This is a genomic window from Bartonella sp. AP331QHHD, assembly GCF_042195905.1.
In the GTDB taxonomy this organism is placed as follows: Bacteria; Pseudomonadota; Alphaproteobacteria; order Rhizobiales; family Rhizobiaceae; genus Bartonella.
Map to the genome: position 1 here is coordinate 106,916 of NZ_JBHIPG010000053.1, position 25,504 is coordinate 132,419.

At 38.5% G+C, this 25,504-nt stretch carries 22 protein-coding genes and 1 pseudogene; 19 read left to right on the forward strand and 4 right to left on the reverse strand.

The window, feature by feature from the left end:
* The first annotated feature begins 73 nt into the window (after window positions 1–73).
* From gshB to ACFIMS_RS07200, 19 genes and pseudogenes are all read left to right on the forward strand, one after another.
* A complete protein-coding gene (gshB, locus tag ACFIMS_RS07110; RefSeq protein ID WP_375611796.1) occupies window positions 74–1,021 on the forward strand; it encodes a glutathione synthase in 948 nt (315 codons plus the stop codon).
* A 133-nt stretch (window positions 1,022–1,154) separates the two neighbouring features.
* Entirely contained in the window at window positions 1,155–2,201 is a 1,047-nt protein-coding gene (locus tag ACFIMS_RS07115; RefSeq protein WP_375611795.1) for a PstS family phosphate ABC transporter substrate-binding protein, read from the forward strand.
* Window positions 2,202–2,276: 75 nt separating this feature from the next.
* Window positions 2,277–3,737 carry a phosphate ABC transporter permease subunit PstC gene (gene pstC, locus ACFIMS_RS07120; protein WP_375611794.1) on the forward strand — a complete coding sequence of 487 codons (1,461 nt, stop codon included), beginning with the start codon at window positions 2,277–2,279 and terminating at the stop codon, window positions 3,735–3,737.
* Window positions 3,734–5,023 (forward strand): phosphate ABC transporter permease PstA, encoded by a 1,290-nt coding sequence (gene pstA / locus ACFIMS_RS07125; protein ID WP_375611793.1) that lies wholly within the window; start codon window positions 3,734–3,736, stop codon window positions 5,021–5,023. The genes pstC and pstA overlap by 4 nt, the downstream gene beginning before the upstream one ends.
* Before the next feature lie 51 nt (window positions 5,024–5,074).
* Window positions 5,075–5,833, forward strand: a complete 759-nt coding sequence (gene pstB / locus ACFIMS_RS07130; RefSeq protein ID WP_375632304.1) for a phosphate ABC transporter ATP-binding protein PstB — start codon at window positions 5,075–5,077, stop codon at window positions 5,831–5,833.
* A 21-nt stretch (window positions 5,834–5,854) separates the two neighbouring features.
* Entirely contained in the window at window positions 5,855–6,577 is a 723-nt protein-coding gene (gene phoU, locus ACFIMS_RS07135) for a phosphate signaling complex protein PhoU (protein WP_375611791.1), read from the forward strand.
* A gap of 549 nt (window positions 6,578–7,126) precedes the next feature.
* Window positions 7,127–7,960, forward strand: coding sequence for a cell wall hydrolase (locus ACFIMS_RS07140; RefSeq protein WP_375613326.1), 834 nt, complete (start codon window positions 7,127–7,129; stop codon window positions 7,958–7,960).
* A 177-nt stretch (window positions 7,961–8,137) separates the two neighbouring features.
* On the forward strand, window positions 8,138–9,385 hold the full coding sequence (locus tag ACFIMS_RS07145; RefSeq protein ID WP_375639437.1) for an aminopeptidase: 1,248 nt from the start codon (window positions 8,138–8,140) through the stop codon (window positions 9,383–9,385).
* Window positions 9,386–9,656: 271 nt separating this feature from the next.
* Window positions 9,657–10,532, forward strand: coding sequence for a bifunctional DNA-formamidopyrimidine glycosylase/DNA-(apurinic or apyrimidinic site) lyase (mutM, locus tag ACFIMS_RS07150; protein ID WP_375621213.1), 876 nt, complete (start codon window positions 9,657–9,659; stop codon window positions 10,530–10,532).
* Window positions 10,533–10,616: 84 nt separating this feature from the next.
* Complete coding sequence (locus ACFIMS_RS07155; RefSeq protein ID WP_375696529.1) at window positions 10,617–12,011, forward strand: M20/M25/M40 family metallo-hydrolase; 1,395 nt, start codon at window positions 10,617–10,619, stop codon at window positions 12,009–12,011.
* Window positions 12,004–12,624: a ribonuclease D gene (locus ACFIMS_RS07160; protein WP_375611786.1), complete on the forward strand. Its 621-nt coding sequence runs from the start codon at window positions 12,004–12,006 to the stop codon at window positions 12,622–12,624. Before ACFIMS_RS07155 ends, ACFIMS_RS07160 begins: the two co-directional genes overlap by 8 nt.
* Window positions 12,625–13,751: 1,127 nt before the next feature.
* Entirely contained in the window at window positions 13,752–14,081 is a 330-nt protein-coding gene (locus tag ACFIMS_RS07165) for a hypothetical protein (protein WP_375696530.1), read from the forward strand.
* Between the two features lie 1,486 nt (window positions 14,082–15,567).
* Window positions 15,568–16,401, forward strand: coding sequence for an outer membrane protein (locus ACFIMS_RS07170; protein WP_375696537.1), 834 nt, complete (start codon window positions 15,568–15,570; stop codon window positions 16,399–16,401).
* Between the two features lie 334 nt (window positions 16,402–16,735).
* Window positions 16,736–17,569 carry an outer membrane protein gene (locus ACFIMS_RS07175; protein WP_375696531.1) on the forward strand — a complete coding sequence of 278 codons (834 nt, stop codon included), beginning with the start codon at window positions 16,736–16,738 and terminating at the stop codon, window positions 17,567–17,569.
* Between the two features lie 480 nt (window positions 17,570–18,049).
* Window positions 18,050–18,508 (forward strand): hypothetical protein, encoded by a 459-nt coding sequence (locus ACFIMS_RS07180; protein ID WP_375675730.1) that lies wholly within the window; start codon window positions 18,050–18,052, stop codon window positions 18,506–18,508.
* A gap of 431 nt (window positions 18,509–18,939) precedes the next feature.
* The gene (locus tag ACFIMS_RS07185) at window positions 18,940–19,830 is read left to right on the forward strand and encodes an outer membrane protein (protein ID WP_375696532.1); all 891 of its coding nucleotides are present in this window, start codon (window positions 18,940–18,942) and stop codon (window positions 19,828–19,830) included.
* Between the two features lie 215 nt (window positions 19,831–20,045).
* Window positions 20,046–22,138 (forward strand): annotated as a pseudogene (locus tag ACFIMS_RS07190) (hemagglutinin repeat-containing protein); the annotation flags it as partial.
* Window positions 22,139–22,346: 208 nt separating this feature from the next.
* Window positions 22,347–22,628 (forward strand): type II toxin-antitoxin system RelE/ParE family toxin, encoded by a 282-nt coding sequence (locus ACFIMS_RS07195; RefSeq protein WP_183194586.1) that lies wholly within the window; start codon window positions 22,347–22,349, stop codon window positions 22,626–22,628.
* A gap of 17 nt (window positions 22,629–22,645) precedes the next feature.
* Window positions 22,646–22,945, forward strand: a complete 300-nt coding sequence (locus ACFIMS_RS07200) for a HigA family addiction module antitoxin (RefSeq protein WP_183194585.1) — start codon at window positions 22,646–22,648, stop codon at window positions 22,943–22,945.
* A 52-nt stretch (window positions 22,946–22,997) separates the two neighbouring features.
* On the opposite strand, the gene ACFIMS_RS07205 is transcribed toward ACFIMS_RS07200, so the two are convergent.
* From ACFIMS_RS07205 to ACFIMS_RS07220, 4 genes are all read right to left on the reverse strand, one after another.
* Window positions 22,998–24,035 carry a tyrosine-type recombinase/integrase gene (locus ACFIMS_RS07205; protein WP_375696533.1) on the reverse strand — a complete coding sequence of 346 codons (1,038 nt, stop codon included), beginning with the start codon at window positions 24,033–24,035 and terminating at the stop codon, window positions 22,998–23,000.
* A 2-nt stretch (window positions 24,036–24,037) separates the two neighbouring features.
* Window positions 24,038–24,286 (reverse strand): hypothetical protein, encoded by a 249-nt coding sequence (locus ACFIMS_RS07210; protein ID WP_015857131.1) that lies wholly within the window; start codon window positions 24,284–24,286, stop codon window positions 24,038–24,040.
* 125 nt (window positions 24,287–24,411) lie between these two features.
* Window positions 24,412–24,954, reverse strand: coding sequence for a hypothetical protein (locus ACFIMS_RS07215; protein ID WP_375696534.1), 543 nt, complete (start codon window positions 24,952–24,954; stop codon window positions 24,412–24,414).
* Window positions 24,951–25,352: a hypothetical protein gene (locus tag ACFIMS_RS07220; protein WP_375696535.1), complete on the reverse strand. Its 402-nt coding sequence runs from the start codon at window positions 25,350–25,352 to the stop codon at window positions 24,951–24,953. Before ACFIMS_RS07220 ends, ACFIMS_RS07215 begins: the two co-directional genes overlap by 4 nt.
* Window positions 25,353–25,504: the final 152 nt, after the last annotated feature.

Here is a 25,504-nt window from a genome sequence, read left to right on the forward strand (position 1 = left end):
CATAGTTCTTTTATTGTTTACTAAGTTTATGATGCATAGACCAGTCTGCTTTTAGGATAGAGAGGATTTATTTATGAAAATTGCCATTCAGATGGATCATATTTCAACAGTTCGGATTCAAGGAGATACGACATTTGCACTCGCTTTAGCAGCCCAAGAACGTGGACACTCTCTCTTCCATTATACACCAGATCGTTTATCTCTATACGATGGTTGTGTGATTGCACGACTAGAGCCATTGATTGTACATGATAAAGAGGGAAGCCACTATCGATTAGAAAAGCCTGTTCGTACGGAATTAACAGATATGGATGTGGTTCTTTTACGCCAAGATCCACCTTTTAATCTCAATTATATCACAACAACTCATTTGTTAGAGCGTATTCATCCTAAAACACTCGTTGTGAATGATCCTGCATGGGTACGCAACAGTCCAGAAAAAATTTTTGTTACTGAATTTTCTGATCTGATGCCAGAAACATTAATTACCAAAGATATTGAAGAAATAACAGCTTTTAGAGAGACATTTGGCGATATTATTGTTAAACCACTTTATGGGAATGGGGGCGCTGGTATTTTTTATTTAAGACAAGATGATCGCAATTTAGCATCATTGTTAGAAATGTTTGCAGAAATTTATCACGAACCTTTTATTGTTCAGCGCTATTTAGAGGCAGTACGAAAAGGAGATAAAAGGATTATTTTGCTTGATGGTACACCTGTTGGAGCTATTAATCGAATTCCGACAGAAACAGATGTGCGCTCTAATATGCATGCTGGAGGTCGCGCGGAAAATGTGGAGTTAACAAAACGTGATTATGAAATTTGTGAACGCATTGGTCCAGCCTTAAAGGAACGCGGTCTTCTTTTTGTGGGGATTGATGTGATCGGAGATTATATAACAGAAATTAATGTGACGTCTCCTACGGGAATTCGTGAAATTAAACGCTTCTGCGGTACGGATGTTGCTCATTTGTTTTGGGATGTTATTGAGTTCAAGCGTTCAAATGAATTTATTTGACAGAGGACAAAAACATGGTTTTAAAAAAATGATCCATGTTATTTTTTATATTTGTTATGTTGCAAATGTGAACTAGAATGACCGTATAATATAAATTAAGAGGCTTTGTTTTCAATTTTTAGGGAGTTTATAGATGAACAAAGTATTATCAATTGGAGTGGGATTGATTTTTGCGCTACTGCTGTCAGCAAATGGAGGCAATGCGCGCGATCAAATACAGATTACTGGTTCATCTACAGTTTTACCTTATCAAAAGATTGTTGCTGAAACATTTGGAGAAATTTATCCCCATTTTAAGGTTCCTGTTATCGAATCGGGAGGAACAGGAGCTGGTATTAAGGAATTCTGCCGTGGTATTGGGGAGAACACTGTTGATATTGTTAATGCTTCGCGAGCAATGAAACCGAGTGAATTACAGTCTTGTTTTGATGCTGGTGTAAAAGATGTTGAGGAAATACGTATTGGGTATGATGGCATTGTTTTTGCAACTGATATTAAGGGACCTGATTGGAAATTACAGCCAGTAGATGTTTATAAAGCCCTTGCTGCTCGAATTATTATAGACGGAAAGTTGCAACCGAATAATGTTTTGAAATGGAGTGCAGTCAATAGTGCTCTTCCTGATTGGACGATAGCAGCGTATATTCCTGGGGAGAAGCATGGGACACGTGAAGTTTTTGAGGAAAAATTACTTACTGAGGGGTGTAAAGAGAGTGGGGCAGTTGAGGTGATGAAGTCTTTAGGAATGGATGATAAGGAGATACACACTGCTTGTATTGCGGTACGTAAGGATGGAAAAGCGGTTGATATTGATGGTGATTATTCTGAAACATTTGCGCGTCTAATTTCTAATAAAACAGGGGTTGGTATTTTTGGTTTGTCTTTTTATCAAAATAATGCTGATAGGCTAAAGGTTGCCGATATTAACGGTTTTGCGCCAACAGTTGAGACGATTTCTAGTGGACAATATCCGGTTTCTCGTCCGCTTTTTTTCTATATTAAGAAAGCACATTTAGGTATTATTTCAGGTTTGCGAGAGTATGTTGATTTTTTTCTTTCTGATCAAATGATTGGTCCAGAGGGTCCTTTGGCTGAATATGGTTTGATTGTTTCTCCTGAAAAGGAACGTCAAGCACAGCGTTCTGATTTTTCTGCTGGTCGAGTAATGACATTGAAATAATTTGCAGGGAAAATTTGTTGGATTTCTGAGATAGGAAATTTGGGTGCTATTTTTTTATAAAAACTGAAAGATAAAATGCGCATTTCCTTCATTGTTTTGCTATTATTGATTTTTGGATTTTGTGGCTTTTGTATTTCTTATATGCGAGCACGCATTCTTGAATACAGACAACATAAAATGCATTCTCGTGCGTATTATTATGGCTGGTGGACATTTTTGATTACTGTTATTCCAGCTTTTATTTTTTTAATTGTTTGGGATGCTGGGAGTACAATTTATTTAGAATATAATGCCTCTCGAGAGCTGGGGGCGTATAGTGCGCATGTAACAGAGCCTGTAAATCACGATCTACTTTGGGAGACACTTCGAAGTCTCGTCAAAAAGATTCATCGCTTTGAGGGGAATCTTTCTACCGCTTCCTATAAGGAAGTGCAGGCACAATTACTCGCGAAGGGATTGATTTTATCCGATGAAGCATCGGATGATGTGTTCAAAATAGCACAGTCGTGGGTATTCTCTTCTGAAAAGCTTAAGTTTATAGGTTATGTTTTTCTTTTTGCTATTGCGTCCTTTGGTTTTATCTGTGGAATGATGCAAATTGCGCCTCATCAACGTGCCCGTAATAAGGTTGAATCTTTTATTATTATTGGATTGATTTGTGCATCTATTGTTGCAGTCTTGACAACAATAGCCATTGCGCTTTCTATGCTTTTTCAGACAGTAAGCTTTTTTCAGTCTGTATCCTTTTCAAATTTCTTTTTAGGAACAGTTTGGGATCCGCGTTTTTCCGCGAGCGGTTCCAGCGATGAAGTAGGACAATTTGGTCTAATACCGCTTCTTGCTGGTACGCTTTATATTGCATTTGTTGCCATGCTTTTTGCTGTACCTATAGGACTATTTTCAGCTCTTTATATGGCGGAGTATGCTTCTGCGCGATTGCGAGCAATTGTGAAGCCATTGTTAGAAGTTCTTGCTGGCATTCCAACGATTGTTTATGGCTTTTTTGCTTTGAAGGTTGTGGGACCATTTTTACGAGATCTCTCTGCTTCTCTCTCAGACGGGGTTAGTTTTATTATGGCACAAAGTGTTTTGACTGCTGGAGTTGTGATGGGAATTATGTTGATACCTTTTGTTTCCTCTTTATCGGATGATGTTATTACGGCTGTTCCACGCATTTTACGTGAAGGTTCTTATGGTTTAGGCGCAACGCAATCTGAAACAATTAAAAAAGTTGTTATACCAGCAGCGCTTCCAGGGATTATGGGGGCTATTTTGTTGACGGCATCGCGTGCAATTGGAGAAACAATGATTGTGGTTTTGGCGGCAGGTGTTGCAGCAAATTTAACACTCAATCCTTTCGAAGCAATGACTACGATGACTGTTAAGATTGTTAATCAATTGACCGGTGATTTTGAGTTTAATTCTCCACAAACTCTGGTGGCTTTTGCCTTAGGGATGACGCTCTTTGTTATGACACTTTTGATGAATATTCTAGCTCTTTATATTGTGCGTAAATATCGGGAACAATATGAATGAATGAAGATTTTTTTCCTCGTCGCAATATTAGTCTCAAGCGTCGGTATTGGGCTGAACGTCGTTTTCGTGCCTATGGTTTGATTGCCATTTTTATTGGTTTATTTTTTTTATTTACGCTTTTATGGTCTATCATTAGTCAGGGTTATACAGCTTTTTTTCAAAGTGAAATGACATTATCGATTTATTTGGATGAAAAGATCATTGATCCAAGTGGTCAACGTAAAACAAAACCACAAGTGCTCATGACGGCGAATTATCCACTTCTTGTACGCAATGCTTTAGCGAAGAAACTTAATATCAATCAAAATGATCGAGCCTCTCTTTTGGACGTTAACCGTATGTTTTCAAATGGTGTCCGTGTTCAACTGCGTGAAATGGTGACAAAAAATCCAAAACTGATTGGCACAATGCAAAAAGTTAAAGTTTTGGCATCTGCGGATATTGATTCTGCTTATAAGGGACAGATTGATCTGCGTGTAGCAGAAAAAAACCGTAAAGTTTCTAATCGACAAATAGAATGGATAAAGCGTTTAGCGCATGATGGTACGCTTTATAAAACATTTAATATTGGTTTTTTTACATTTGGCGCTTCAAGTCGTCCTGAGACTGCGGGATTAGGTGTTGCGATCATTGGTTCTCTTTATATGATAGGCATCGTTTTATTAGTTTCCCTTCCGATAGGCATAGCAACGGCTCTTTATTTAGAAGAATATGCACGCAAAAATAAATTTACAGATTTTATAGAGGTTAATATCAATAATCTTGCAGCTGTTCCTTCAATTGTGTTTGGTCTTTTAGGACTCTCTTTTTTTGTTAATTTTTTAGGATTACCACGTTCAGCCTCTTTTGTTGGTGGTCTTGTTTTAGCGCTCATGACTCTTCCCACGATCATTATTGCAACACGTTCTGCTCTGCGTGCTGTTCCTCTCTCTATTCGTTCTGCAGCTTTGGGGTTGGGAGCATCAAAAACACAAATGATTTTTCATCATGTTGTTCCTTTAGCTGCGCCTGGCATTTTAACAGGCACAATTATTGGAGTCGCTCAGGCTTTGGGTGAAACAGCTCCTTTGCTTTTGATTGGAATGGTTGCTTTTGTTGTTAATATTCCTACGACCCCCATGGATCCAGCAACGGCTTTGCCTGTTCAAATTTTTATGTGGGCGGGTGAAGCAGAGCGTGCTTTTGTTGAAAAGACATCAGGTGCTATTATTGTATTGATGATTTTTCTTGCGATCATGAATATTTCTGCGGTTTTTTTACGTCGACGATTTGAACGCCGCCAGTAATTTTAATAAAACAACAGCTTTGATAAGATTTTTGTAAGGTGAATTTTTGTAATGAAGATTAAAATGCGCGGTCAGGATGTGAAGGTTTCTTACGGAGATAAAGAAGCACTCCACGGTATTACACTTGATATTCCTGAACATCAAGTAACTGCTTTGATTGGTCCATCAGGATGCGGAAAGTCAACTTTTTTGCGTTGTTTTAACCGTATGAATGATACGATTGAAGGCGCTAAAACAACTGGTCTTATTACCTTAGATGGGGAGAATATTTATGACACACGGATTGATGTTGTAGAATTGCGCGCTCGTGTTGGAATGGTTTTTCAAAAGCCCAGCCCTTTTCCAAAATCTATATTTGAGAATGTTGCGTATGGTCCACGCATTCATGGTTTAGTTAAAACACGCTCTGAATTGCATGATGTAGTTGAAAAGAGTTTGAGGCAGGCAGGTTTGTTTGAAGAAGTAAAAGACCGCCTTCATGATCTTGGAACAAGTTTATCAGGGGGACAACAACAGCGTTTGTGTATTGCACGTGCTATTGCGGTTAGTCCTGAAGTTATTTTGATGGATGAGCCATGTTCAGCTCTTGATCCTATTGCGACAGCACGGATTGAAGAGCTTATCGATGCGTTACGGCAAAATTATACAATTGTTATCGTAACGCATTCCATGCAACAGGCCGCGCGTGTTTCTCAACATACGGCTATGTTTCATTTAGGGCATTTGGTAGAAGTTGGTGCGACTGAAATGATCTTTACCTCACCAAAAGAGCAACGGACGCAAGATTATATTACGGGGCGTTTTGGATAGGTGAATTGAGGAGTATAAGATATGTCTATGAAACATACTGTCCGTTCTTATGATGCAGAACTAAAATATTTAAGAGTAAGGATTACAGAAATGGGAAGCCATGCAGAAAGGATGATTGAACGTTCTGTCGCATCGGTTGTGAGTAGTGATCTTCAACTTGCAACGACAGTGATTGCCGATGATGTGTTTTTAGATGAAGCAGAACGTGACATTGATGAAAAAGCGGTTGCTATTATTTGCAAACGCCAACCGATGGCTGTCGATTTGCGTGAAATTATTGGAGCCATTCGTATTTCTTCTGATCTTGAACGGATTGGGGATATGGCAAAAAACATTGCTAAAAGGACTGTTGCACTTTCAGAAATACGTCAATCTGCTTCTGTTTATCATGGGCTTGAAACAATTACAGCTTTAGCACTCAATCAATTAAAAGAAGTCTTAAATGCTTATACGAGTCGCCTATTAGAGCGTGTTGACGCGGTGCGTGAGCGTGATGAGAAGATTGATGCTTTGTATACTTCTCTTTTTCGTGAACTTTTGACGTATATGATGGAAGATATGCGCAATATTACGGTTTGTACGCACTTACTGTTTTGTTTAAAGAATATTGAACGAATTGGTGACCATGTTACTAATATTGCTGAAATGCTGCATTATATCATAACGGGTTACCATATGTCCTCTGATCGTCCTCGCGATGACCTTACTTATAAAGTTGGGGTAGGTGAGAAGAAAATAGATTAAAATTTTTCTTATATGTATAAAATAAGTTTGTAGATATATGAGTATTTTCTTACAGTGCAGCTATAAGAAGAATAAGATAACCATTTTATGGCAAAGCACAAAGAAGCAACAAAGAGTTTTTTCAGAGAAGCATGGCAGATTGTTAACTCTTGGTTTGACATATTTGTATATTGGATGATATCATCACTCGTATTGTGGCAGGAGGGGAGTTTTCTAGGGGAATTTCCTTTCAGATCATTTTGTTAAAATTTTATATTAAAGGGGATATCTGTATTATTTTTTCGTATGTAGAAGAAGTGGATAGTGTTACTTTATTGTAATTGAAACGTGTGGGTTATTATAGCCTATATTGAACCATGAAGAATAACAATATCGATCTGTAAATTAAGAGTTTTTTATTTTTTATTTTGCATAGATACTTTTTGATTACCTCTTGTATTAAAATTTTACTGAGTGGTAACAATTAGCTATGTACTTTATTGAGAGATACATTTAAAGCTCATTTCAAGACTTGAATATCTCAGAGATTATAGGAATGTGTTGCATAAGATGAAAAAAAATCGTTGGAATGTTTTTGTTACCTGTTGTGTAGCGCCGTTAGTTGTTGTGGGATGTGCTTCAAGTCATTTAGATGCTGGAAAAATAAATAATAATAAGACAAAAGCGGTTACATATCCATTGACAGAGCGTCAATGTCTTATGCGAGCGATGTATTTTGAATCAAATCGCACAAGCCGTGAAGGAATGATTGCCGTTGGAACGGTTGTTATGAATCGTGTTAATTCAACCGCCTATCCTAAGACGATTTGTGGTGTTGTTGGTCAATATAGGCAATTTGCTCCTGGTGTTTTAACGCGTCCTATGACGGAGAAAGCATCTGTTGCTCGTGTAAGAGAGGCGGCTGATGCCGTTTTACGGGGTGAACGAGATAAGAAAGTTAAACACGCTAAGTTTTTTCATACCGCTGGTTTGTCTTTTCCGTATAAAAACATGCATTATGTTCAGGTTGCAGGGGGAAATGCTTTTTATGAAAAACGATCACGTGATGGAGAGCTTCAAGTTCCTACAAATAATCGCCCTTATGATGTTGCTTATGCTTTTGCTCAAGAACGTTCTGGTCATGCGCCAAGCTTTATAGATGAAGGCTTAGAGAGTAGGGGCGTAAAGGCAGAGAAAAGTACATCTCCTTCGACAGAAGTAGCACAGTCCAAGATGGCACATCCTGCGCCTTTTGCTATGGTACAGCTTGATAAAGTTCCTATCCCTGCCTATGCACCTCAACATCTAGCTAGGAAAGAGGAAAATAAAACGATTATGGTTTTACCTTCATCTGATCAGTTAAATGCAATTGTTGCAATGTTAGAAAAACGACACAGGAACTAGTAAGTTTTTCATGACCAAAGAAGGATGATATACCCATTGCGGTTTATGAATTAAGTGAATTTTAGCGATAATGATACGCATAAATATACGTAGAGAAAGCGAACTCAAAGGATCTGAAAAACAATTTATAATATGACGACACAAAGAACGCATTCTATTTAAAGAAGGGTATTGGTAATGTACTTTGATATTCATGAGACAATTTTGCCTGAAATGCTTAATCGTCTTGCAGAAATTACAGTGAAAGTGGGGTTGAATTTACAAGAGGGGCAGGATCTTGTTTTAACTGCTCCAGTTTCAGCGTTACCTTTTGTTCGGCGTATTGCATATCATGCTTATAAGGTTGGTGCTGGTGTCATTACACCAATTTTTAGTGATGATATGTTATCGCTTACACGGTTTGAAAATGCCCATACAGCTAGTTTTGATTGTGCCCCTTCTTGGCTTTATGAGGGAATGGCAAAGGCTTTTGAAAATGGGGCAGCGCGTTTAGCGATTGTTGGTGATAATCCTTTGCTCCTTTCCAATCAGGATTTTGATAAGGTTTCACGTTTAAATAAAGCCACTTCAATAGCTTACCAGCCGGCACTCAAGCAAATATCAAATTTTGCTATGAATTGGTCGATTGTTGCTTATCCAACAGCAGGATGGGCTGAGGCAATGTTTCCTTCTTTACCACTTAATGAGGCGATTAAAAAATTAGCCGATGCAATTTTTTCTGCTTCACGTGTTACAGGAGAAGATCCGGTGCAGGCGTGGACTGTTCATAATGCACATTTGAAGAAACGGTCATTTTGGCTTAATGAGCAGCGTTTTTCTGCCTTACACTTTACAGGGCCAGGGACTGATTTAACTGTTGGTTTGGCAGATGATCATGAATGGCATGGTGGTGCATCCGTTGCTCAAAATGGTGTTATTTGCAATCCGAATATTCCGACAGAAGAAGTTTTCACGACTCCTCATGCTCATAAGGTTGAAGGTTTCGTTCGCTCAACAAAGCCCCTTTCCTATCAAGGAACTCTGATTGATAATATTGAAGTACGTTTTGAAGCCGGGCGTATTGTTGAGGCTCGTGCATCAACAGGTCAAGAAGTTTTACAGCAGGTTTTGCAAAGTGATGAGGGTGCAAGCCGGTTGGGCGAAGTTGCCCTTGTGCCCCATTCTTCACCAATTTCTAAGAGTGGACTCCTTTTTTATAATACCTTATTTGATGAAAATGCTGCATGTCATATTGCTTTAGGGCAGTGTTATTCCAAATGCTTTTTAGATGGGGCATCATTGACGTCAGAAGAGATTGCAGCACGTGGTGGGAATAAAAGTGTCATTCATATTGACTGGATGATTGGTTCTGGTGAAATTGACATAGATGGCATTACCCAAGATGGTGTAAGAGTTCCTGTATTTCGTAAGGGTGAATGGGCTTAATTTTGTTACCATAAAACACGGTCATTTGAGGTGGGGTGGGATGTAAGCTTTATTGATACGTTAAGTATTTTAGAGTGTGTGGTATATATTCAAGGCAGGGTTTGTCCATAAAGCCTTTAGTTAAATGATTCACATGAGTAGGAATCCAAGTAAAATCGACTCATCAAGAATTTGTTTAGTAGATGTAGAGGAAGTCTTCGTTTTTTGAGGGGGGAAGAAGTCAATTTATCAGTGATACGATTGGAAAGTGTATAATTATTAAAGAAGAGTAATGCCTGAGCTTCCTGAAGTAGAGACAGTTCGTCGTGGACTTGAGTCCGTTGTAACTGATGCAAAGATAGTATCTGTCAAACTTAATCGTAGAGATTTGCGCTTTCCTTTTCCTGAGGCTTTTTCTGAGCGCCTTATTGGCAGAACAATTATAGAACTTGGTCGGCGTGCGAAATATTTATTATTTCATCTTTCTCAGGATGAAACGATTTTAAGCCATTTAGGAATGTCTGGTTCATGGCGTATAGAGAATGATTTTTTAAGAAAAGCTTGTTCAGCGTCAAGTAAATTAGTTAAACATGATCATTTTGTCATGGATATTCAGACAAAGAATGGTGACGTTTATCGTCTTATTTATAATGATGTGCGTCGCTTTGGGTTTATGCTTTTAGTCGATACGGATAAGCTTTATGAACATCCACTTTTAAATAAGCTAGGTCTTGAACCTATGAGTAATTCGTTTTCTGGTCGTTATTTACAAAAGGCTTTTGTTAATAAAAAAATGTCTCTCAAGGGTGTTTTACTTGATCAGTCTATTGTTGCAGGTCTTGGGAATATTTATGTTTGTGAAGCACTTTGGCGGAGTCGTTTGTCTCCACAACGTGGTGCATTTACATTGGCATCAAAAACGGCACGTGCACGTGAATTTGCAGATTCTTTAGCACAAAATATACGCAATGTGATTTCTGAAGCCATTTTGTCTGGTGGCTCTTCTTTACGTGATTATATGCATATAGATGGTTCGCTTGGTTATTTTCAGCATGCTTTTTCAGTTTATGGACGAGAAGGCAAGCAATGTTTGGAATGTGGAGCGCCTATTATGCGCATTTTACAGGCTGGACGTTCAAGTTTTTACTGCTCACAATGTCAAAAATGAATAAGGTGTCTTGCAAAATCTTACAAGAGGCTTAAAGTCATCGCATCTATAATATAATTACACAAGGCTTGAAAGGTTTTTTTTATGCTGAATAAAGTACTAACACATCTTGATGGAAATATAGAGAAGAGCCTTGAACGCCTTTTTTCTCTTTTACGTTTTCAATCGATTTCTACAGACTCGGCTTACAAGGATGCATGTCGTAAAGCAGCTGATTGGTTAGTAGAGGATTTAAAAAGCATCGGTTTTGAGGCTTCACGCCGTGATACGCCGGGGCATCCAATGGTTGTTGGGCATCATCCTGGACCTTCAGATGATTGTTTGCATGTGTTGTTTTACGGACATTATGATGTTCAACCTGTTGATCCATTGAGTTTATGGGAGGATGATCCATTTACACCTTCTTTAAAAGAGAGAGATGGAGAGAAAGTTATTTGTGCTCGTGGAGCTTCAGATGACAAAGGTCAGTTGATGACTTTTATTGAAGCATGTCGTGCATTTAAGAAAGAAACAGGGCAGCTTCCTATTAAAGTTACTGTTTTATTTGAGGGAGAAGAAGAATGTGCTTCTCCTTCCCTTATTCCTTTTTTAAAAGCAAATACAGATGAACTTAAGGCAGATTATGCATTGGTTTGTGACACGTCAATGTGGGATGCGGATACACCATCTATTGCTCTTTCTCTTCGGGGAATTATGGCAGAAGAGATTATTATCACAGCAGCGAATCGCGATTTGCATTCTGGTTATTTTGGAGGAGTAGCAGCTAACCCCATTCGTATTTTAACGAAAGTCTTAGCAGGACTTCACGATGAAAATAATAGGGCAACACTTCCTGGTTTTTATGATGGCGTAGAAGAAACACCTCCACAGATTTTACAATCATGGAATGCACTTAATTGTACTGCTGAAAATTTTCTTGGTCCTATAGGACTTTCCGTTCCAGCTGGTGAAAAAGGGCGGAGCATTTTAGAGCTTGTATGGGCACGTCCTACCATGGAAATTAATGGTATTAGTGGCGGCTATGAAGGGGAAGGGATGAAAACAGTTATTGCTTCTCAAGCGAGTGCAAAAGTATCGTGTCGTTTGGTGCATAAGCAAGATCCAGAGAAAATACGCCAAGCGTTGCGTGATTATGTACGTAGCTCAATTCCTGCTGATTGTAAGGTTGAATTTAAGAATCACGGTTCTTCTCCGGCACTTCAGATTTCTGATGATTCATCTTTTATCAAGGAGGCGAAGGATGCCTTATCACAAGAGTGGGAAGTGCCTGCTGTCTTGACAGCCATGGGGGGCTCGATCCCAATTGTAGCAGATTTTCGGTCAATTCTTGGTATGGAAACTCTTTTGGTTGGTTTTGGACTGGCTGATGACCGTATTCATTCTCCTAATGAAAAATATAATTTAAAATCGTTTCATAAGGGGCAGCGGTCTTGGGCGCGTATTCTTGCTGCTTTAGCAAGTAGGAGGGTAAATGGCTGAGATTCGCGTTCATCAAGGTGATTTACCAAACTTAGACAATTATAAAACTGATGCCATTGCGATTGATACCGAGACTTTAGGATTACAACCCTATCGTGATCGTTTATGCGTTGTTCAGCTTTCTTCTGGAGATGGTACTGCCGATATTATACAGATTGCTAAAGGACAAAAGAATGCACCTAATTTGGTCAAGCTTCTTGAAGATAAAGCGGTCGTAAAAATATTCCATTTTGGGCGTTTTGATCTTGCTATTTTAGCACATACATTTGGTGTTATGCCAGAGGCTATTTTTTGTACAAAGATTGCTTCGAAACTCACGCGCACTTATACGGATCGTCATGGTTTGAAAGAAATTTGTAATGAATTGCTGAATGTGAATATTTCTAAACAGCAACAATCTTCGGATTGGGCGGCAGAAACGTTATCACAGGCACAAATTGAATATGCTGCGTCGGATGTGTTATATTTGCATCGTTTAAAGGTTATATTTGAAGAACGTTTAAGACGTGAAGAGCGAGAAAATGTTGCCAAGGCATGCTTTCAATTTTTGCCTATGAGAGCTAGGCTTGATCTTTTAGGATGGGCGGAAGTTGATATTTTTGCGCATAGCTAACTTTAAAATTGGCTTTTAAATGGAGTTAATTATTGATGTGAGAGGACAAAATGCTTGTACATTATGGGCATTTTATCCTCTCATCTTTTCTGATAAGAATTATAATAAATTCTTAAGTGCTATTTCATTTGAAGTTTAGGCAATAAAGGTACTTTTGCGAATTCATATTTTTTATTTTTGTAACAGCTTTTATTTGAAACAAAGCAATTTTGAGGAGAGGCTGAAAACATACGGTAGGTTGGAAGACTTAAATCTCTGAAACCGGTATACAGCCTAATTGGGGGAGAATATGAATGTGTAAATGTAAAAAACCAATCTCATCTTTACCATCATTTTTAATTCTGCTTTACGACTTTCAAAAGTATTTAAAGCAATGTCTGTTAAATAATAGAGATTACGCATTGCCCCATACTTTTGTTTCTCATGTTTTTAATGGATTTACGTTCTTCGTGTAAAACAGAACGCTCTAAACGGAATATATTTGTGTTGCTAATTCATGTGCTTTTTGTAAAGAAACCGACACCCAAGTTCATTTTACGGTGGCGCTCATAAAAGATATAACAATAAAGCTTCCAATACCAATATAAAATCTATTGAACACTACCATCTTTATGCTTATGGAGTAACAAGCCGCTACCATCCACACAACTGTGCCAATTCCCAATGTTGTGTAAGTCCTTAGCACTTGAGACGGTTCATAAGAGGCATTTTTAGTCTTTTTTTTTTAGTGTTTTTTATCTACACAGCTCTCACAACTTGTAACGTGCAAACAAATGGTTTTGATTGATTCAACATGAAAAAGATTTGGAATGAGAGAATCTTATGGTATTTAGGATTCTCAGTCAATATGAATAACGCTAAATTATCATTATAAATCAGTATATTATATGAAGTTCGTATAGTTTATTATTTTCAGACGATACTTCGTGCCTTTATTTATTACTCAATAAGTAATTTCTATGTTGGCAGAGCAGGGCAATTTTCTTTTATTTTAAAATTAAAATGCTTCAAAGCTTTGTTTTTTGAGGATTCTCACTTTTTATCTATAAACATGCTATTTTTCTCTAGAAATTTGCAATGAAGACACTAGATAAAATCCATTATGGATATTTAATGAGGTTAAATTTATGAACATAAAATATTTTATTACGGCTTTCGCTACGTTTGCTTCAATCTCTGTAGCTCAGGGTGCTTCTTTCTTGTCTTCTCAAAAGTTAATAGAGGGTATACCTTCTCTTGTTCTTCCTAGAGATCTTTTTTCTAGTGAACACTTGAGCAAGATCTTCTCTGAAGTTGTTCAAATGGAACTTTCTTGCACGCATAACAACCAATGCATAACAGCAGCTAAGTTAGTACCTGTATCATATTCTGGTAAAAAAAGATTTAAAAAGCCTAAAAAAGGATCAGGGAAAGGAAAACGACCAGACTTATTTGGTCGAAGTCCAATGAGTTATTAAAAAGTAAGAAAACAACATCAAGAGGTCTAACGTATGATCGGGAATTGAAGAGAGGAGATATTTTTATCATTTGAAAAGTGGAGGAGCAGTTGTTCGCAAAGGCTATTATAATTGTGTACGGAGGGGGTGAAGGGTACTATTTGGAAAAGATATGGGGAGGTGGATTTCGGTGTAAGAATACTCTGTATAATGGCAATCGCTCTACAAAATTCATAGGTTTGGATAAATATAACCTCCCGATTTTGGGTTACGCTGTTATACTGTAAATACTGTCATTTTAAGCGTAACTATACAGCGCATATAAAACTCCTTGATAAGTATTTTTAGAGGGGCTTGTCCAGAGAGAGCCTTTAGTTAAGTGAATCACATAAGTAAGGAGTTAAGAAAATCCTCTCGACAAGAAACTAAGCTGTTTGCAGAGAGGATACTTCATCAAAATCGAGTGAAGCAACAAAAATGTTAAACTTTTGATCTTTGATGGTATGCTTCGACTACAGAATTTATAAAATATTCATTTGTCTATGATTCAAAATATCAGATATTTTTTCTGCCAAATTCATGATTTTTAAAGCAAGGTATGGTGTGAAAACTTTAAGAAAGATTTCTCGTTTTTTCAGCTTTAAGGAGATTTCTATATAAGTTTTAATGTTTGTCATACCGGTTGTCTGTCTTTAGGTATTTTTTTCAATTTAGCTAAAAAGAGTATGAAATGATAGCCTACAAATAGGGCTAAAGCTCTGGAAAAGATTTTCTAGAAAGTTAAGCAGAAGCGTAAATATGTCAAAAAGGAATAAATTCCTAAATTAAAAACAAAGAGCAAGCGTGATGAAATTACATGTAATTTTGTTGCAGTTCATGGGGTAGTGAAGATCTTATTCTGTCGGGTACAAGCATTCTTTACAATGATGAAAAAATAATCAAAGAGCTATTCACATTTGGTTATACGAAGGATGAAGCTAAAAACGTTGTTTGTATGAATTTAAATGGAACTGTTACATTTAGCTGCTCTCAATATTGTAACAGTCTTCATTGTTATAATATTGAGAATATTAATAGGAGCCATTCTAGCTTTTAAATAGTTTTATTTATTCACACACTTGCTCGTTTGTGAGGTGCTGGGGGGCTTTAATATAAAAAGGCTTAAGATAAGAGCATCGTCAATATTGCAGACGAATTAATATAAAAGATATTTTTTCATTATAAATCAATATATTATATTTTTATGTCAATAGCACACGCTTTACACGGAGGGTACTGTGGCACAGTTTTTTTCAAAATGATAAAGGAGAGAAAATGTGAGGAAAAGAGATCATTTTGTGCATAGGCATAGTTTAATTCTCATTTATTACAGATCAAGCAATTAAGGGTACTTTGATTGGCTTTTTGTTTTTTTTTATAAGTGTATCATTTTTGCTACAGATATCTGAAGATGGGGCTCTATATGAAACGGTGTGTTCAAATAAATATTCAGCTATGGAGAGAAAATATGAATATGAAATGGTTAATAACAGCTTCTGCTTTCGCTTTTGTTTCAGCTTCAGCAGCACAAGCAGCAGATGTTATTGTTCCCCCAAGACCAACACCTGTTGCTCCCGTTATTGTTGCTCCAACTTTTTCTTGGACAGGTTTTTATGTTGGGGGCCAGATTGGTGGTTTTTCGGGTAAAACGAAAATGGATATTCTCAGTAATGGAAACAAGATTCCAGCGCCTGATGACCTTTTGCCTAAACTATCTGGTTTCATGGGTGGTCTTTATGCAGGTTCCAACGTTGATCTTGGTAATGGCCTTATTCTAGGTGTTGATACAGATATCATGTGGTCTAATAAAGATGACACGAAGACAGGAAAAACATATGTCATTGCCCCAGAACACATCAATTATATTAACAAGGTATTAAAAGACGCTGCAATTAATATTGGTAAAGATGCGCTTAAACCTGGTGCTAAACGAACCCACAGTTTCACTTTTAAAGAAAAGTGGGCTGGTGCAACGCGCGTGCGTATTGGTTTTGCAGCTGAACGCATTATGCCTTATGTTGCTGGTGGTATCGCTTATACACAGCTTCAAGATAGTGCGTTGATTTCAATAACAGATAAAGATTCAGACAAAGTAATCGCTTCTGGTACTCTGTCTGATGAAACAAAGACCCTTGTTGGTTACACGCTTGGTGCTGGTGTTGATTTAGCAATGACCAATAACGTTATTGTCCGTGCGGAATATCGTTACTCTGATTTTGGTAAAAAGAAATTCTCAAATGATAAATATGAGACTTCTTACAAAACCAATGATTTCCGTGTTGGTGTTGCTTACAAATTTTAACAGATGATAAGTTAAATAACAGAGGCTCTGTCAAAGACAGAGCCTCTGTTATTTTCTGTTGCCATATTATCACACAATACATAATTTATTGTGGATGTGAAAAGATATTATTCAGATTTTCTTAAAAAAATCATAGACAATAAACAAGAATTACATTTAAAAACCAATAAGTTATTTATATATATATCTTTAGGTTTCTCGTACAAAATCAAGCTATGAAGCGATTTTGTCTGGGATGTGCCCTCCATTTTCTGTGACTGTATCATTTTTACTACAGCTTTTCTTTCTGTAATCTTGTAGCACTGTGCTCATAAATAAATTAGGAGCAAAGTTTATGAATATAAAATCTTTAGTAACAACTTCTGTTATCGCTATAGCGGCAGCTTCTGCAGCACAAGCTGCTGATGTTGTCATCCCTCGTGAAACAGCCCCAGCAGTCATCTCAGCAGCCCCTGCCTATTCTTGGACAGGTTTTTATCTTGGTGCTCAGATTGGTGGTCGTTCAATGAAATCTGACAACTTTTCAAACGATTTTAAGTTTTCCGGTATGATCGGTGGTCTATACACAGGTTACAATATTGATCTCGGCAGTGGTGTAGTCTTTGGCTTGGATACAGATGTCTCTTTTGTTGGTAAAAAAGATACAGTTAATTACGGTGAACATACGGTTGGAGGATTATTAAATAAAACTGCTGAAGGTATTACTAAAATCCTTACAGAAGCTAAGATTCCAGTGAAAGATGGTCTAAGAGTTGCATCTGGAGATGCATACACCGAAAGTGTTACTCTGAAAGAAAAGTGGTCTGGTGCTACACGCGTTCGCATTGGTTTTGCTGCTGATCGTATCATGCCTTATATCGCTGGTGGTGTTGCTTATACGCAAATACAAGGAATTTCCGCAATTGAAGTAAAAAAAGCTGTTGATACTTCTGCTAATCCTTCTGCTGATTCTGGTAAATTGGTTGCTTCTGGTAACGTATATGATGAAACAAAGACCCTTGTTGGTTTCACCCTTGGTGCTGGTGTTGACTTCGCAATGACAGACAATGTTCTGTTGCGTGCAGAATACCGTTACTCAGACTACGGTAAAAAGAAATACTTTAAAGACACAGCTGAACTTCAATACAGAGTCAATGATTTCCGTGTTGGCGTTGCATATAAATTCTAATTTCGTAAAAAACGAAATAAACTTCCAAGAGGCTCTGTCTTTGACAGGGCCTCTATTATTTTCTGTTGTTATATTATCACATACCCTATATTTATTAGGGGAGTAAAAGATATTATTTAGATTTTCTTAAAAAGATTTTTATAAATGACAGATAACAATTATGCCATAAAATCAATAATTTACACATACTTGTAACTTACAATTTCTTATGAAACGTGAAGTTATGAAATGACTTTATCTTGCGTCAGCTTTCGTTTCCTATGATTGTATCATTTTACTACAGCGTTTTTTTGTAGTCGTATAATACTGTGCTCGTAAATAAATGAGGAGCAAAGTTTACGAATATAAAATCTTTAGTAACAACTTTTGTTATCGCTATGACTACAGCTTCTGCGGCACAAGCTGCTGATATTGTCATTCCTCGTAAAACAGCTCCAACAGTTATCACAGCTCTTTCGTTTTCTTAGACAGGTTTTTATCTTGGTAGTTAAGTTGGCAACTTTTCAAGTCAAAGTTTATGTATTTGATTTTGAGACAAAAGAAAAAACTTCAGATAAAGATGCACTACCTATGCCTTCCGGTTTCATCGGTGGTATTTATTTAGGTTCCAACGTAGATCTTGGAAATGTTCTCATTCTAGGTGTTGAAACCGATGCAGTCTGGGCAGACCGAGGAGAGACGAAGACGGTCTCAAAGATTCTTGTGGTTGATGAATTTAATGATTTTAATGATGAATTTGAAGATGCTGGTGTTGCATTGCTGGTGTTACATTGGATGAAAATAAAAAGTTTCAAAAGGGTGACACAGCAGTGTATCGCATTGGTTTCAAAGAAAAAAGGTCTGGTGCAACACGGGTTTGTGTTGGTTTTTCTGTCGCTGACAGTATTATGCCTTATCTTGCGATGGTATTGCTTATGCGCAAATACAAGGTGTTGGTAAAGTTTCAGGAACAAAAAAGTTGGCAAATGGGTAAGCCAAGTAAAGAGTTTCTGCTACAGTATTTAATAAAACAAAAACGATGGAGGGTTTTATCCTTGGTGGTGGTATAGATTTCGCGATGACAGATCAATTCTGCTTCGTGCGGAATACTGTTACTCAGACTTTGGTAAGAAGGAATGTAAAAAGGATTATCTTAAACTAGGCTACACAACCAATGACTTTCGTGTAAGTATCGCTTACAAGTTCTAATTTCATCAAAAGTGCAATTATGAATAAAAAAGTATTAATAAAAAGTTAAATTTTCAAGAGATCTTGACTTTTACAAAACCACTGTTTTCTAGGGTTTATTTGTGTGATTGTGATATTTTTACTACAGCTTTTCTATCTGTAATCTTGTAAGGTCGTTTGATAGTTAATTTAGGAGCAAAATTATGAATACAAAATCTTTAATAGCAACTTCTATTGCCGCTTTAATTTCAGCTTCTGCAGCACAAGCTGCTGATATTATCATCCCTCGTGAAACAGCCCCAGCAGTTATCGCAGCAGCCCCTTCGTTTTCTTGGACAGGCTTTTATCTTGGTGGTCAAGTTGGTAACTTTTCGAGTAAAACTAAAGTAACTATTCCAGGAGAAGATAAAGAACTTTTCAAAAAAGATAACACACCTAGTCCTTCTGGTTTCATGGGTGGCATTTATGCCGGATCTAACGTAGACCTCGGAAATGGTCTCGTTCTCGGTGTTGAAACCGATGCAGTTTGGGCAGACCGTGAAGAATCAAAAAAAGCCCGTGAATTGACTCTTACTGAAAAAGATGCAGCAAATTTTAATGATGCCCTTGAAAAAGTTAAGGTTGAATTAAAAGGTCAGCAACGGTTTGAAAACGGTGACAAGGTAACAGAAACGCACAGTTACAAAGAAAAATGGTCTGGTGCGACACGTGTCCGTATCGGTTTTGCTGCTGTTGACCGTATTATGCCTTATGTTGCTGGTGGTATTGCCTATGCGCAGGTGCAGGGCATTCAATCCGTTGCAGGAAAAGGAGAGAGAGCTAAAGTTGAGCAGAAAGCTGACGGGGATGGAAAAGTGCCAGAGGCAGGGGCTAAGCAAGCCATAGATTTGACTGGTGGCACTTGGGCTGATGACACGAAGACAATGCTTGGTTTCACTATTGGTGGTGGAGTTGACTTTGCAATGACAGACAACGTTCTTTTACGTGCTGAATACCGTTACTCCGATTTTGGTAAAAAGAAATTCGCCAACGATACACGTGAATTCAACTACAAAACCAATGACTTCCGTGTAGGTGTCGCTTACAAATTCTAATTTCGTAAAAATGAAATTATCAGCACAAAAAATACTAAGGCCTCGTTTAACGGGGCCTTTATTTTATTATCTCTCTATTTTATTCCTCTTAATCTCTTCATTTTTAATGGGATCATACTCCTCATGCAAAACAGAACGCCCTAAACGGAATATACTTGTTGTTGTGTATTCACACATTTTTTTTAAATAAATATTTTTCAAAGTACATCAATCTCACTTATGTCTTTGGAAAAGATTTGAATATTTTAGGCTCTGATGTTCAAACAAAGGATAAACTTCTCTTGCAAGCTGAGAGGAATGTTTCGATTGATGCCACACGCAACAGTACCAATAGTCATCGCGGGGATCAAACCTTTCATGTCGCCGTGCACAATGGCTCTCATTTAAGTTCTGGAAAAGAGACCACTGTTCTCTCTGGAAAAGATATCCATATGGCTGCTTCCGATATAGATGCCAAGGGCAATGTTGCTCTTGGCGCCCAAGGGGAGGTAACAATAGGGGTAAGAAACGATGAGATGGAGTATCATCTTCGCACCAAAAACACGAAAGTGGATATGCAAGCCTCTCATGCCGTTGGCTCTTCGATAAAATCGGGAGGTGACACCACTGTCATTGCAGGGCAGGATGGCAAACCGCATGATCTTAGCGTCACAGGTAGTTCCATTGCGGCTGATGGCAAGGTGGGGCTGAAAGCCAGCAACGATATTCTCATCAATAATGCAGAGGATAGCTTACATTATGAGATGTCGTACCATAAAGACGGTGGGGTGTTTAGTAGCAGCAAATCTGAGCATAACAAGATGGATGTGCGCCAAGTTGTGGGGTCAAGCATAACAGGGGGTGAAGGCATTGCCATTGATTCCNGGTGTTTAGTAGCAGCAAATCTGAGCATAACAAGATGGATGTGCGCCAAGTTGTGGGGTCAAGCATAACAGGGGGTGAAGGCATTGCCATTGATTCCGGAAACAACACGGAAGTTGTCGCCTCGACGCTCGTAGCCGGTAAGGCAGAGGAAACGTCAGGAGAGAAAGCACCAGGAGAACAGAAACAAGCGGATATTACCATTCACTCTGGGGGAAAGATTACTATAAAAGGCGCCCAAGAACACTTGGATCAGCAAGCACAATCGTCATCAAGTGGCTTTTTGCATGAGAAATCGTCCGATACATCTCAATCGCATACCACAACGGTCTCCTCTATCCTTGGGGCAACGGGAAACATTATCACGCAATCAGACAAAGAGACCACAATCACTGCTTCTCATCTGCTTTCCGGTCAAGATATCAATGTGAGCGGAGAAAATGTGACGATTGATGGCATGACAGATCACCATAAAAGCCATTCAGAGACCCATGAAACAGGTTTTGGTGTGGGATCAGGTAAGGGCTTTGTGTCGATATACGGGAGTGAGGGAAAGACAGAAAATGAAGAGAGTTTTGAGCATCAAGGTTCTTCTCTCAATGCGGATGGTACGATCAACATCACTGCCAAGAAAAAAGATGTGAAAATTGTTGGCTCTGATCTTGCAGGGGAAAATGTTAATCTTACCGCAGCGCATGATGTGAATGTTTCACCTGGTCATAATAGCCATTCCTCAAGCTCAAAGGAAGAACGTACAGGCTTTGGCATTCAGTTTGAAAAGAGCAACAGCGGTGCTTCTGTAGGTGTTGGAATTGCAAGCGCCAAAGATACGGGCGATCAATGGGAAACCACTTCCACACAATCACACATCACGGCACGCCAAGATGTGCAGATCAATGGTGGCAATGATGTGAATTTACAAGCAACCATTGTTTCGGCGGATCGTGATGTCAACATGGATGCCGGCAATAATATCACCCTATCAGAAAGCTATGATACCTCTAACGCAAAAGAAAAGCATGAAAAGTCTTTTGCTGGTGTGACAGGCTCTGTCAATGTGGGCATTCTTGGTACAGTAAAAGATGTAAAGGATGCAGCCAAACGTTTTGGTCATGGGGATACAAAACACAAAATCGGTAATGGTCTTATTGCTGGTCTAAAAGGCTATGATCTCTATAGCAAAGGCAAAGGTCTTTATAATGAGATGAAGGGTGGAAACCTTAAACAGTCTATTCGTGATATTGCTGATGTTTCTGCTAGCGTAACCGTGGGCTTTAAGACAGAGAAGGCAGAAGCCTCTGTTCAGACTTCTACCGCGGTAACAGGTACAATAGAAGCAGGACGCGCTGTTAATATGCAAGCCCACAAAGGTAGCATCCATGGTGTTGGAGCTGATATTATCGCTGGTACCAATCCAGTCTATGCAAATGATGAGCAGAGTGGGAATGCTACATTTATATGCAATCAATAACTTATATAAAGGTAAGGGAATTTTAATTCCATTGATTTTATTAACTTATTTTTATGTCTATCCCGAACTTTTTTATAGCTTATTCTCAATCATTTTATCCAAATATGTAATCAGATTTTCCAGTATCTTACTTGACTCTTATTTTTATAAATCGTATAGTAATAGTATACGATAAGGGGTGCTAATGGCAATTGTGAGTTTCAGACATAAGGGCTTAAAATTATTTTATACAACAGGTTCCACAAAAGCTATTCGACCAGATCACGTAAAGAAATTACGCGTTATCTTAACGGCTTTAACAAGTGCTACCACGCCCGAAATGTTGAAAGCACCTGCCTTTAAAATGCATCCTCTTAAAGGTGAACTTACAGGATACTATTCTATATGGGTGAATGGAAATTGGCGTGTTACTTTTCGCTTTATAGGAACAGATGTGGAGCTTGTTGATTATCAAGATTACCATTGATGAAAGGAACGAAAATAATGATGCATAACCCCGCACATCCGGGCGAAGTTCTAAAAGTAGCTTTCTTAGACGAAATGGGGATAACAATACAAAAGTTAGCTAATCATCTCCATATGACAAGAGCTTCTCTATCAAGAGTGATTAACGGACATGCCTCTATGAGTACCGAACTTGCAGTGAAATTAGAACTAGCTGGTTTTAGTAAAGCGAAATTTTGGCTGGATATGCAAACAAATTATAATTTATGGCAAACAATGCAACAGACACAACCACCTATTTCTCCTCTGGTTTCTGAAGCACATCAAACGTCGCTTTGATTTCGTTTATAATTTTGACGGGGCTTTAGTTTTTTAGCTTCCGCCCGTTGCTCTAACCTTTTTGAAGTTTTTTAATGGCTTCTATTGCAAGGCGTTTTCTATCGGCTGTTTTGGTATAAAGAGATGCCATTTTATCTTCTGTCCAGCCAAAAAGCGCTTTCATTTGCGAAACTGTCGCACCAGCATTGGCTGCACGTGTTGCTGCTAATTTTCGCAATCCGTGCGCTGATTTTTTAATACCCGCCGCATTACATGCTTCACGAAAGAGGTTGCCAAAACTTTCTTTGACAAGCTTATTTCCACCTTTACCACAAATAAATGTTTCATTACCTATGGGACCAATTTTAAGGGTTTCCTCTAGTTCTGGTAAAATAGGAAGAAAAACATCTGTTTTAAATTGGCTCTTTTCTGTTTTGAGATAAATGATATTATCTTTGACGTCTTTCCAGCCGATACGGACGGCATCACCACGACGCAAGCCTGTATAAAGAAGAACATCAATCCAGACGCGTTCATGTGTACCATGTGACCAACGGTGATAATATTTGTCTATGTCCTCTTCTAGCCATGGCAGCAATCCCTCACTGTTTAAAGATTTTGGTGCTTTTATATTAAAGGCAGGATTTCTATTTAAAAGGGCATTATCAACCGCCCAATTAAAGAGACCGTTTAAAGAGGTCAAAAAATGTTTTGCCGCCGCGGGGGTCTCTCGCCTTCTGTCTACGGCTTCAAGAATGTGTTGTTTGTTTATGCTTTTATATGCACGATCACCGATATGTTTAGAAACATTATTCAGAATTCGATATTTAACTTTTTTAGTAGATTCTGATTGATTATGCCATTGCATGCTTTGTAAATACTGATGCAACAACCAATCGAAAGACCCTTCTGTGTGTCTAGTACGCCTCTTTGTTTTGGAGGAGCCATTTTGAGCTTGTTTAATAGCCAGCGTATAATTATCAACAAACTCTTGCGTTCCATAGGTTCCTTCAATCCGAAACCGTGGTCCATGACCAATACGTACATACCATATAACTTTACCATGGCGTGTACGTTCACGAACAAGATGCGGCGGACGGTGTTTTGGCATGGCTAAAACTTTATACCGTCGACAGAGGGGCAACTTTTGCTGGTCTCGTAGTCTTCTTGCTCGTTTTCAAGTGGTGGAAAATCGTCAATGCTATAAGTATTATCTGTCGTTGTTGGTGTTATGGTTTTATTGATATGAATTAATAATTCCCCTGTAGGTTTGATTTCTATGAGTTCACATCCTTGTTTTTTAGCTTCTCTTAAAGCACGAGCAATAGCTGGTTGCGTGATAGTAGGTGGGCGGTGTGGCATGTTTATTCCCCTTCATTGAGATGTAATTCCCCCGTGGCGTGAATCACGCTGGTGTTTAAAAGTTGGTTTTTCGGTGTTAGAAACGGCTTATAGAGATACTATAAGATTAGTAGTTCGTTATTTTCTCATCTGGTTTTTTCTCTAGTTGAGATTCTTCTATCGTCATCAATCCAGTCGTTCCAACATACACATGCATCACCGTAAATTTTTGCATGACCGTAAATATGCGCATCACCGTAAACTTGCGCATTGCCGTAAACACGCGCCCTATCGTAAATGTATGCCTCTTCGTAAACTTGTGCATTGCCATAAACTTCTGCATTATCAAAAACGTTCGGTTCACCGCAAATATATGCATCACCGTAAACTTCTGCATGACCGTAAATGCATGGTTCATCGAAAACTTCTGCTTTGCCATAAATACGAGAATTGTCGTAAACCTCGGCATAACCGTAAACATGTGCATTTTCGTAAACCTTAGCATCATCATAAACCTTGGCATAACCCCCAACCCAGCAATTGCCATCATGACTTAGATTGTCTTCTTTCTCGATATAGCCGCCAAGATCACCTTTCTTGACGTCCCCCAAATCTCTCAATGCACGAATGCGGCGGAGCGTTTTGCGCCCAACTTCGATTGTTTCATCTGTCAGTTCATATTTTTTCATCTGGTCTTTTCTCCAGTTGATATGGCGTTATAGTCATCAACGTGTGCGCTACGGTAAACTTTTGCATCACCGTAAACTTTTGCTTCTCCATAAATTTCTGCACGACCGTAAACGCGCGCTTCATCGAAAACGTGTGCGCTCTCGTAAACACGTGCATTATCGGAAATTTTTGCTTCATCGAAAACAAGTGCATTGCCATAAACACGGGCATCTCCAAAAACACAAGCCTTATACCAAATCCAACAATTGCCCTCATGGGATAAGTTGCCTTCATGCTCTATAAGACCGCCTAGGTCGTCTGCTTTAATACCACCAAAGTCTCGTAAGGCACGAATGCGGTGGAGAGTTTTGCCATCAACCTCAGTTGTTTCATCAGTCAGTTCATATTTATTTTCCATGGTTTATTTCCTTGATTTGCGTACAATCCACCCGTAGCGTGGAGCACGCATGTGTTGAAAGTGTTAGGAAAGGGTGGGGGTGCTGGGAGGAGAGAGCACCCCCATAGGTTTAAGCAGCTTTTGCCAAAATCTTTTCCATCTCTTGTTCTATT

Excerpts from the sequence above, each read along its gene's own strand:
- gshB (WP_375611796.1), top strand. The coding sequence starts at position 74 with ATGAAAATTGCCATTCAGATGGATCATATTTCAACAGTTCGGATTCAA.
- ACFIMS_RS07115 (WP_375611795.1), top strand. The coding sequence starts at position 1,155 with ATGAACAAAGTATTATCAATTGGAGTGGGATTGATTTTTGCGCTACTG.
- pstC (WP_375611794.1), top strand. The coding sequence starts at position 2,277 with ATGCGCATTTCCTTCATTGTTTTGCTATTATTGATTTTTGGATTTTGT.
- pstA (WP_375611793.1), top strand. The coding sequence starts at position 3,734 with ATGAATGAAGATTTTTTTCCTCGTCGCAATATTAGTCTCAAGCGTCGG.
- pstB (WP_375632304.1), top strand. The coding sequence starts at position 5,075 with ATGAAGATTAAAATGCGCGGTCAGGATGTGAAGGTTTCTTACGGAGAT.
- phoU (WP_375611791.1), top strand. The coding sequence starts at position 5,855 with ATGTCTATGAAACATACTGTCCGTTCTTATGATGCAGAACTAAAATAT.
- ACFIMS_RS07140 (WP_375613326.1), top strand. The coding sequence starts at position 7,127 with ATGAAAAAAAATCGTTGGAATGTTTTTGTTACCTGTTGTGTAGCGCCG.
- ACFIMS_RS07145 (WP_375639437.1), top strand. The coding sequence starts at position 8,138 with ATGTACTTTGATATTCATGAGACAATTTTGCCTGAAATGCTTAATCGT.
- mutM (WP_375621213.1), top strand. The coding sequence starts at position 9,657 with ATGCCTGAGCTTCCTGAAGTAGAGACAGTTCGTCGTGGACTTGAGTCC.
- ACFIMS_RS07155 (WP_375696529.1), top strand. The coding sequence starts at position 10,617 with ATGCTGAATAAAGTACTAACACATCTTGATGGAAATATAGAGAAGAGC.
- ACFIMS_RS07160 (WP_375611786.1), top strand. The coding sequence starts at position 12,004 with ATGGCTGAGATTCGCGTTCATCAAGGTGATTTACCAAACTTAGACAAT.
- ACFIMS_RS07165 (WP_375696530.1), top strand. The coding sequence starts at position 13,752 with ATGAACATAAAATATTTTATTACGGCTTTCGCTACGTTTGCTTCAATC.
- ACFIMS_RS07170 (WP_375696537.1), top strand. The coding sequence starts at position 15,568 with ATGAATATGAAATGGTTAATAACAGCTTCTGCTTTCGCTTTTGTTTCA.
- ACFIMS_RS07175 (WP_375696531.1), top strand. The coding sequence starts at position 16,736 with ATGAATATAAAATCTTTAGTAACAACTTCTGTTATCGCTATAGCGGCA.
- ACFIMS_RS07185 (WP_375696532.1), top strand. The coding sequence starts at position 18,940 with ATGAATACAAAATCTTTAATAGCAACTTCTATTGCCGCTTTAATTTCA.
- ACFIMS_RS07195 (WP_183194586.1), top strand. The coding sequence starts at position 22,347 with ATGGCAATTGTGAGTTTCAGACATAAGGGCTTAAAATTATTTTATACA.
- ACFIMS_RS07200 (WP_183194585.1), top strand. The coding sequence starts at position 22,646 with ATGATGCATAACCCCGCACATCCGGGCGAAGTTCTAAAAGTAGCTTTC.
- ACFIMS_RS07205 (WP_375696533.1), bottom strand. The coding sequence starts at position 24,035 with ATGCCAAAACACCGTCCGCCGCATCTTGTTCGTGAACGTACACGCCAT.
- ACFIMS_RS07210 (WP_015857131.1), bottom strand. The coding sequence starts at position 24,286 with ATGCCACACCGCCCACCTACTATCACGCAACCAGCTATTGCTCGTGCT.
- ACFIMS_RS07215 (WP_375696534.1), bottom strand. The coding sequence starts at position 24,954 with ATGAAAAAATATGAACTGACAGATGAAACAATCGAAGTTGGGCGCAAA.
- ACFIMS_RS07220 (WP_375696535.1), bottom strand. The coding sequence starts at position 25,352 with ATGGAAAATAAATATGAACTGACTGATGAAACAACTGAGGTTGATGGC.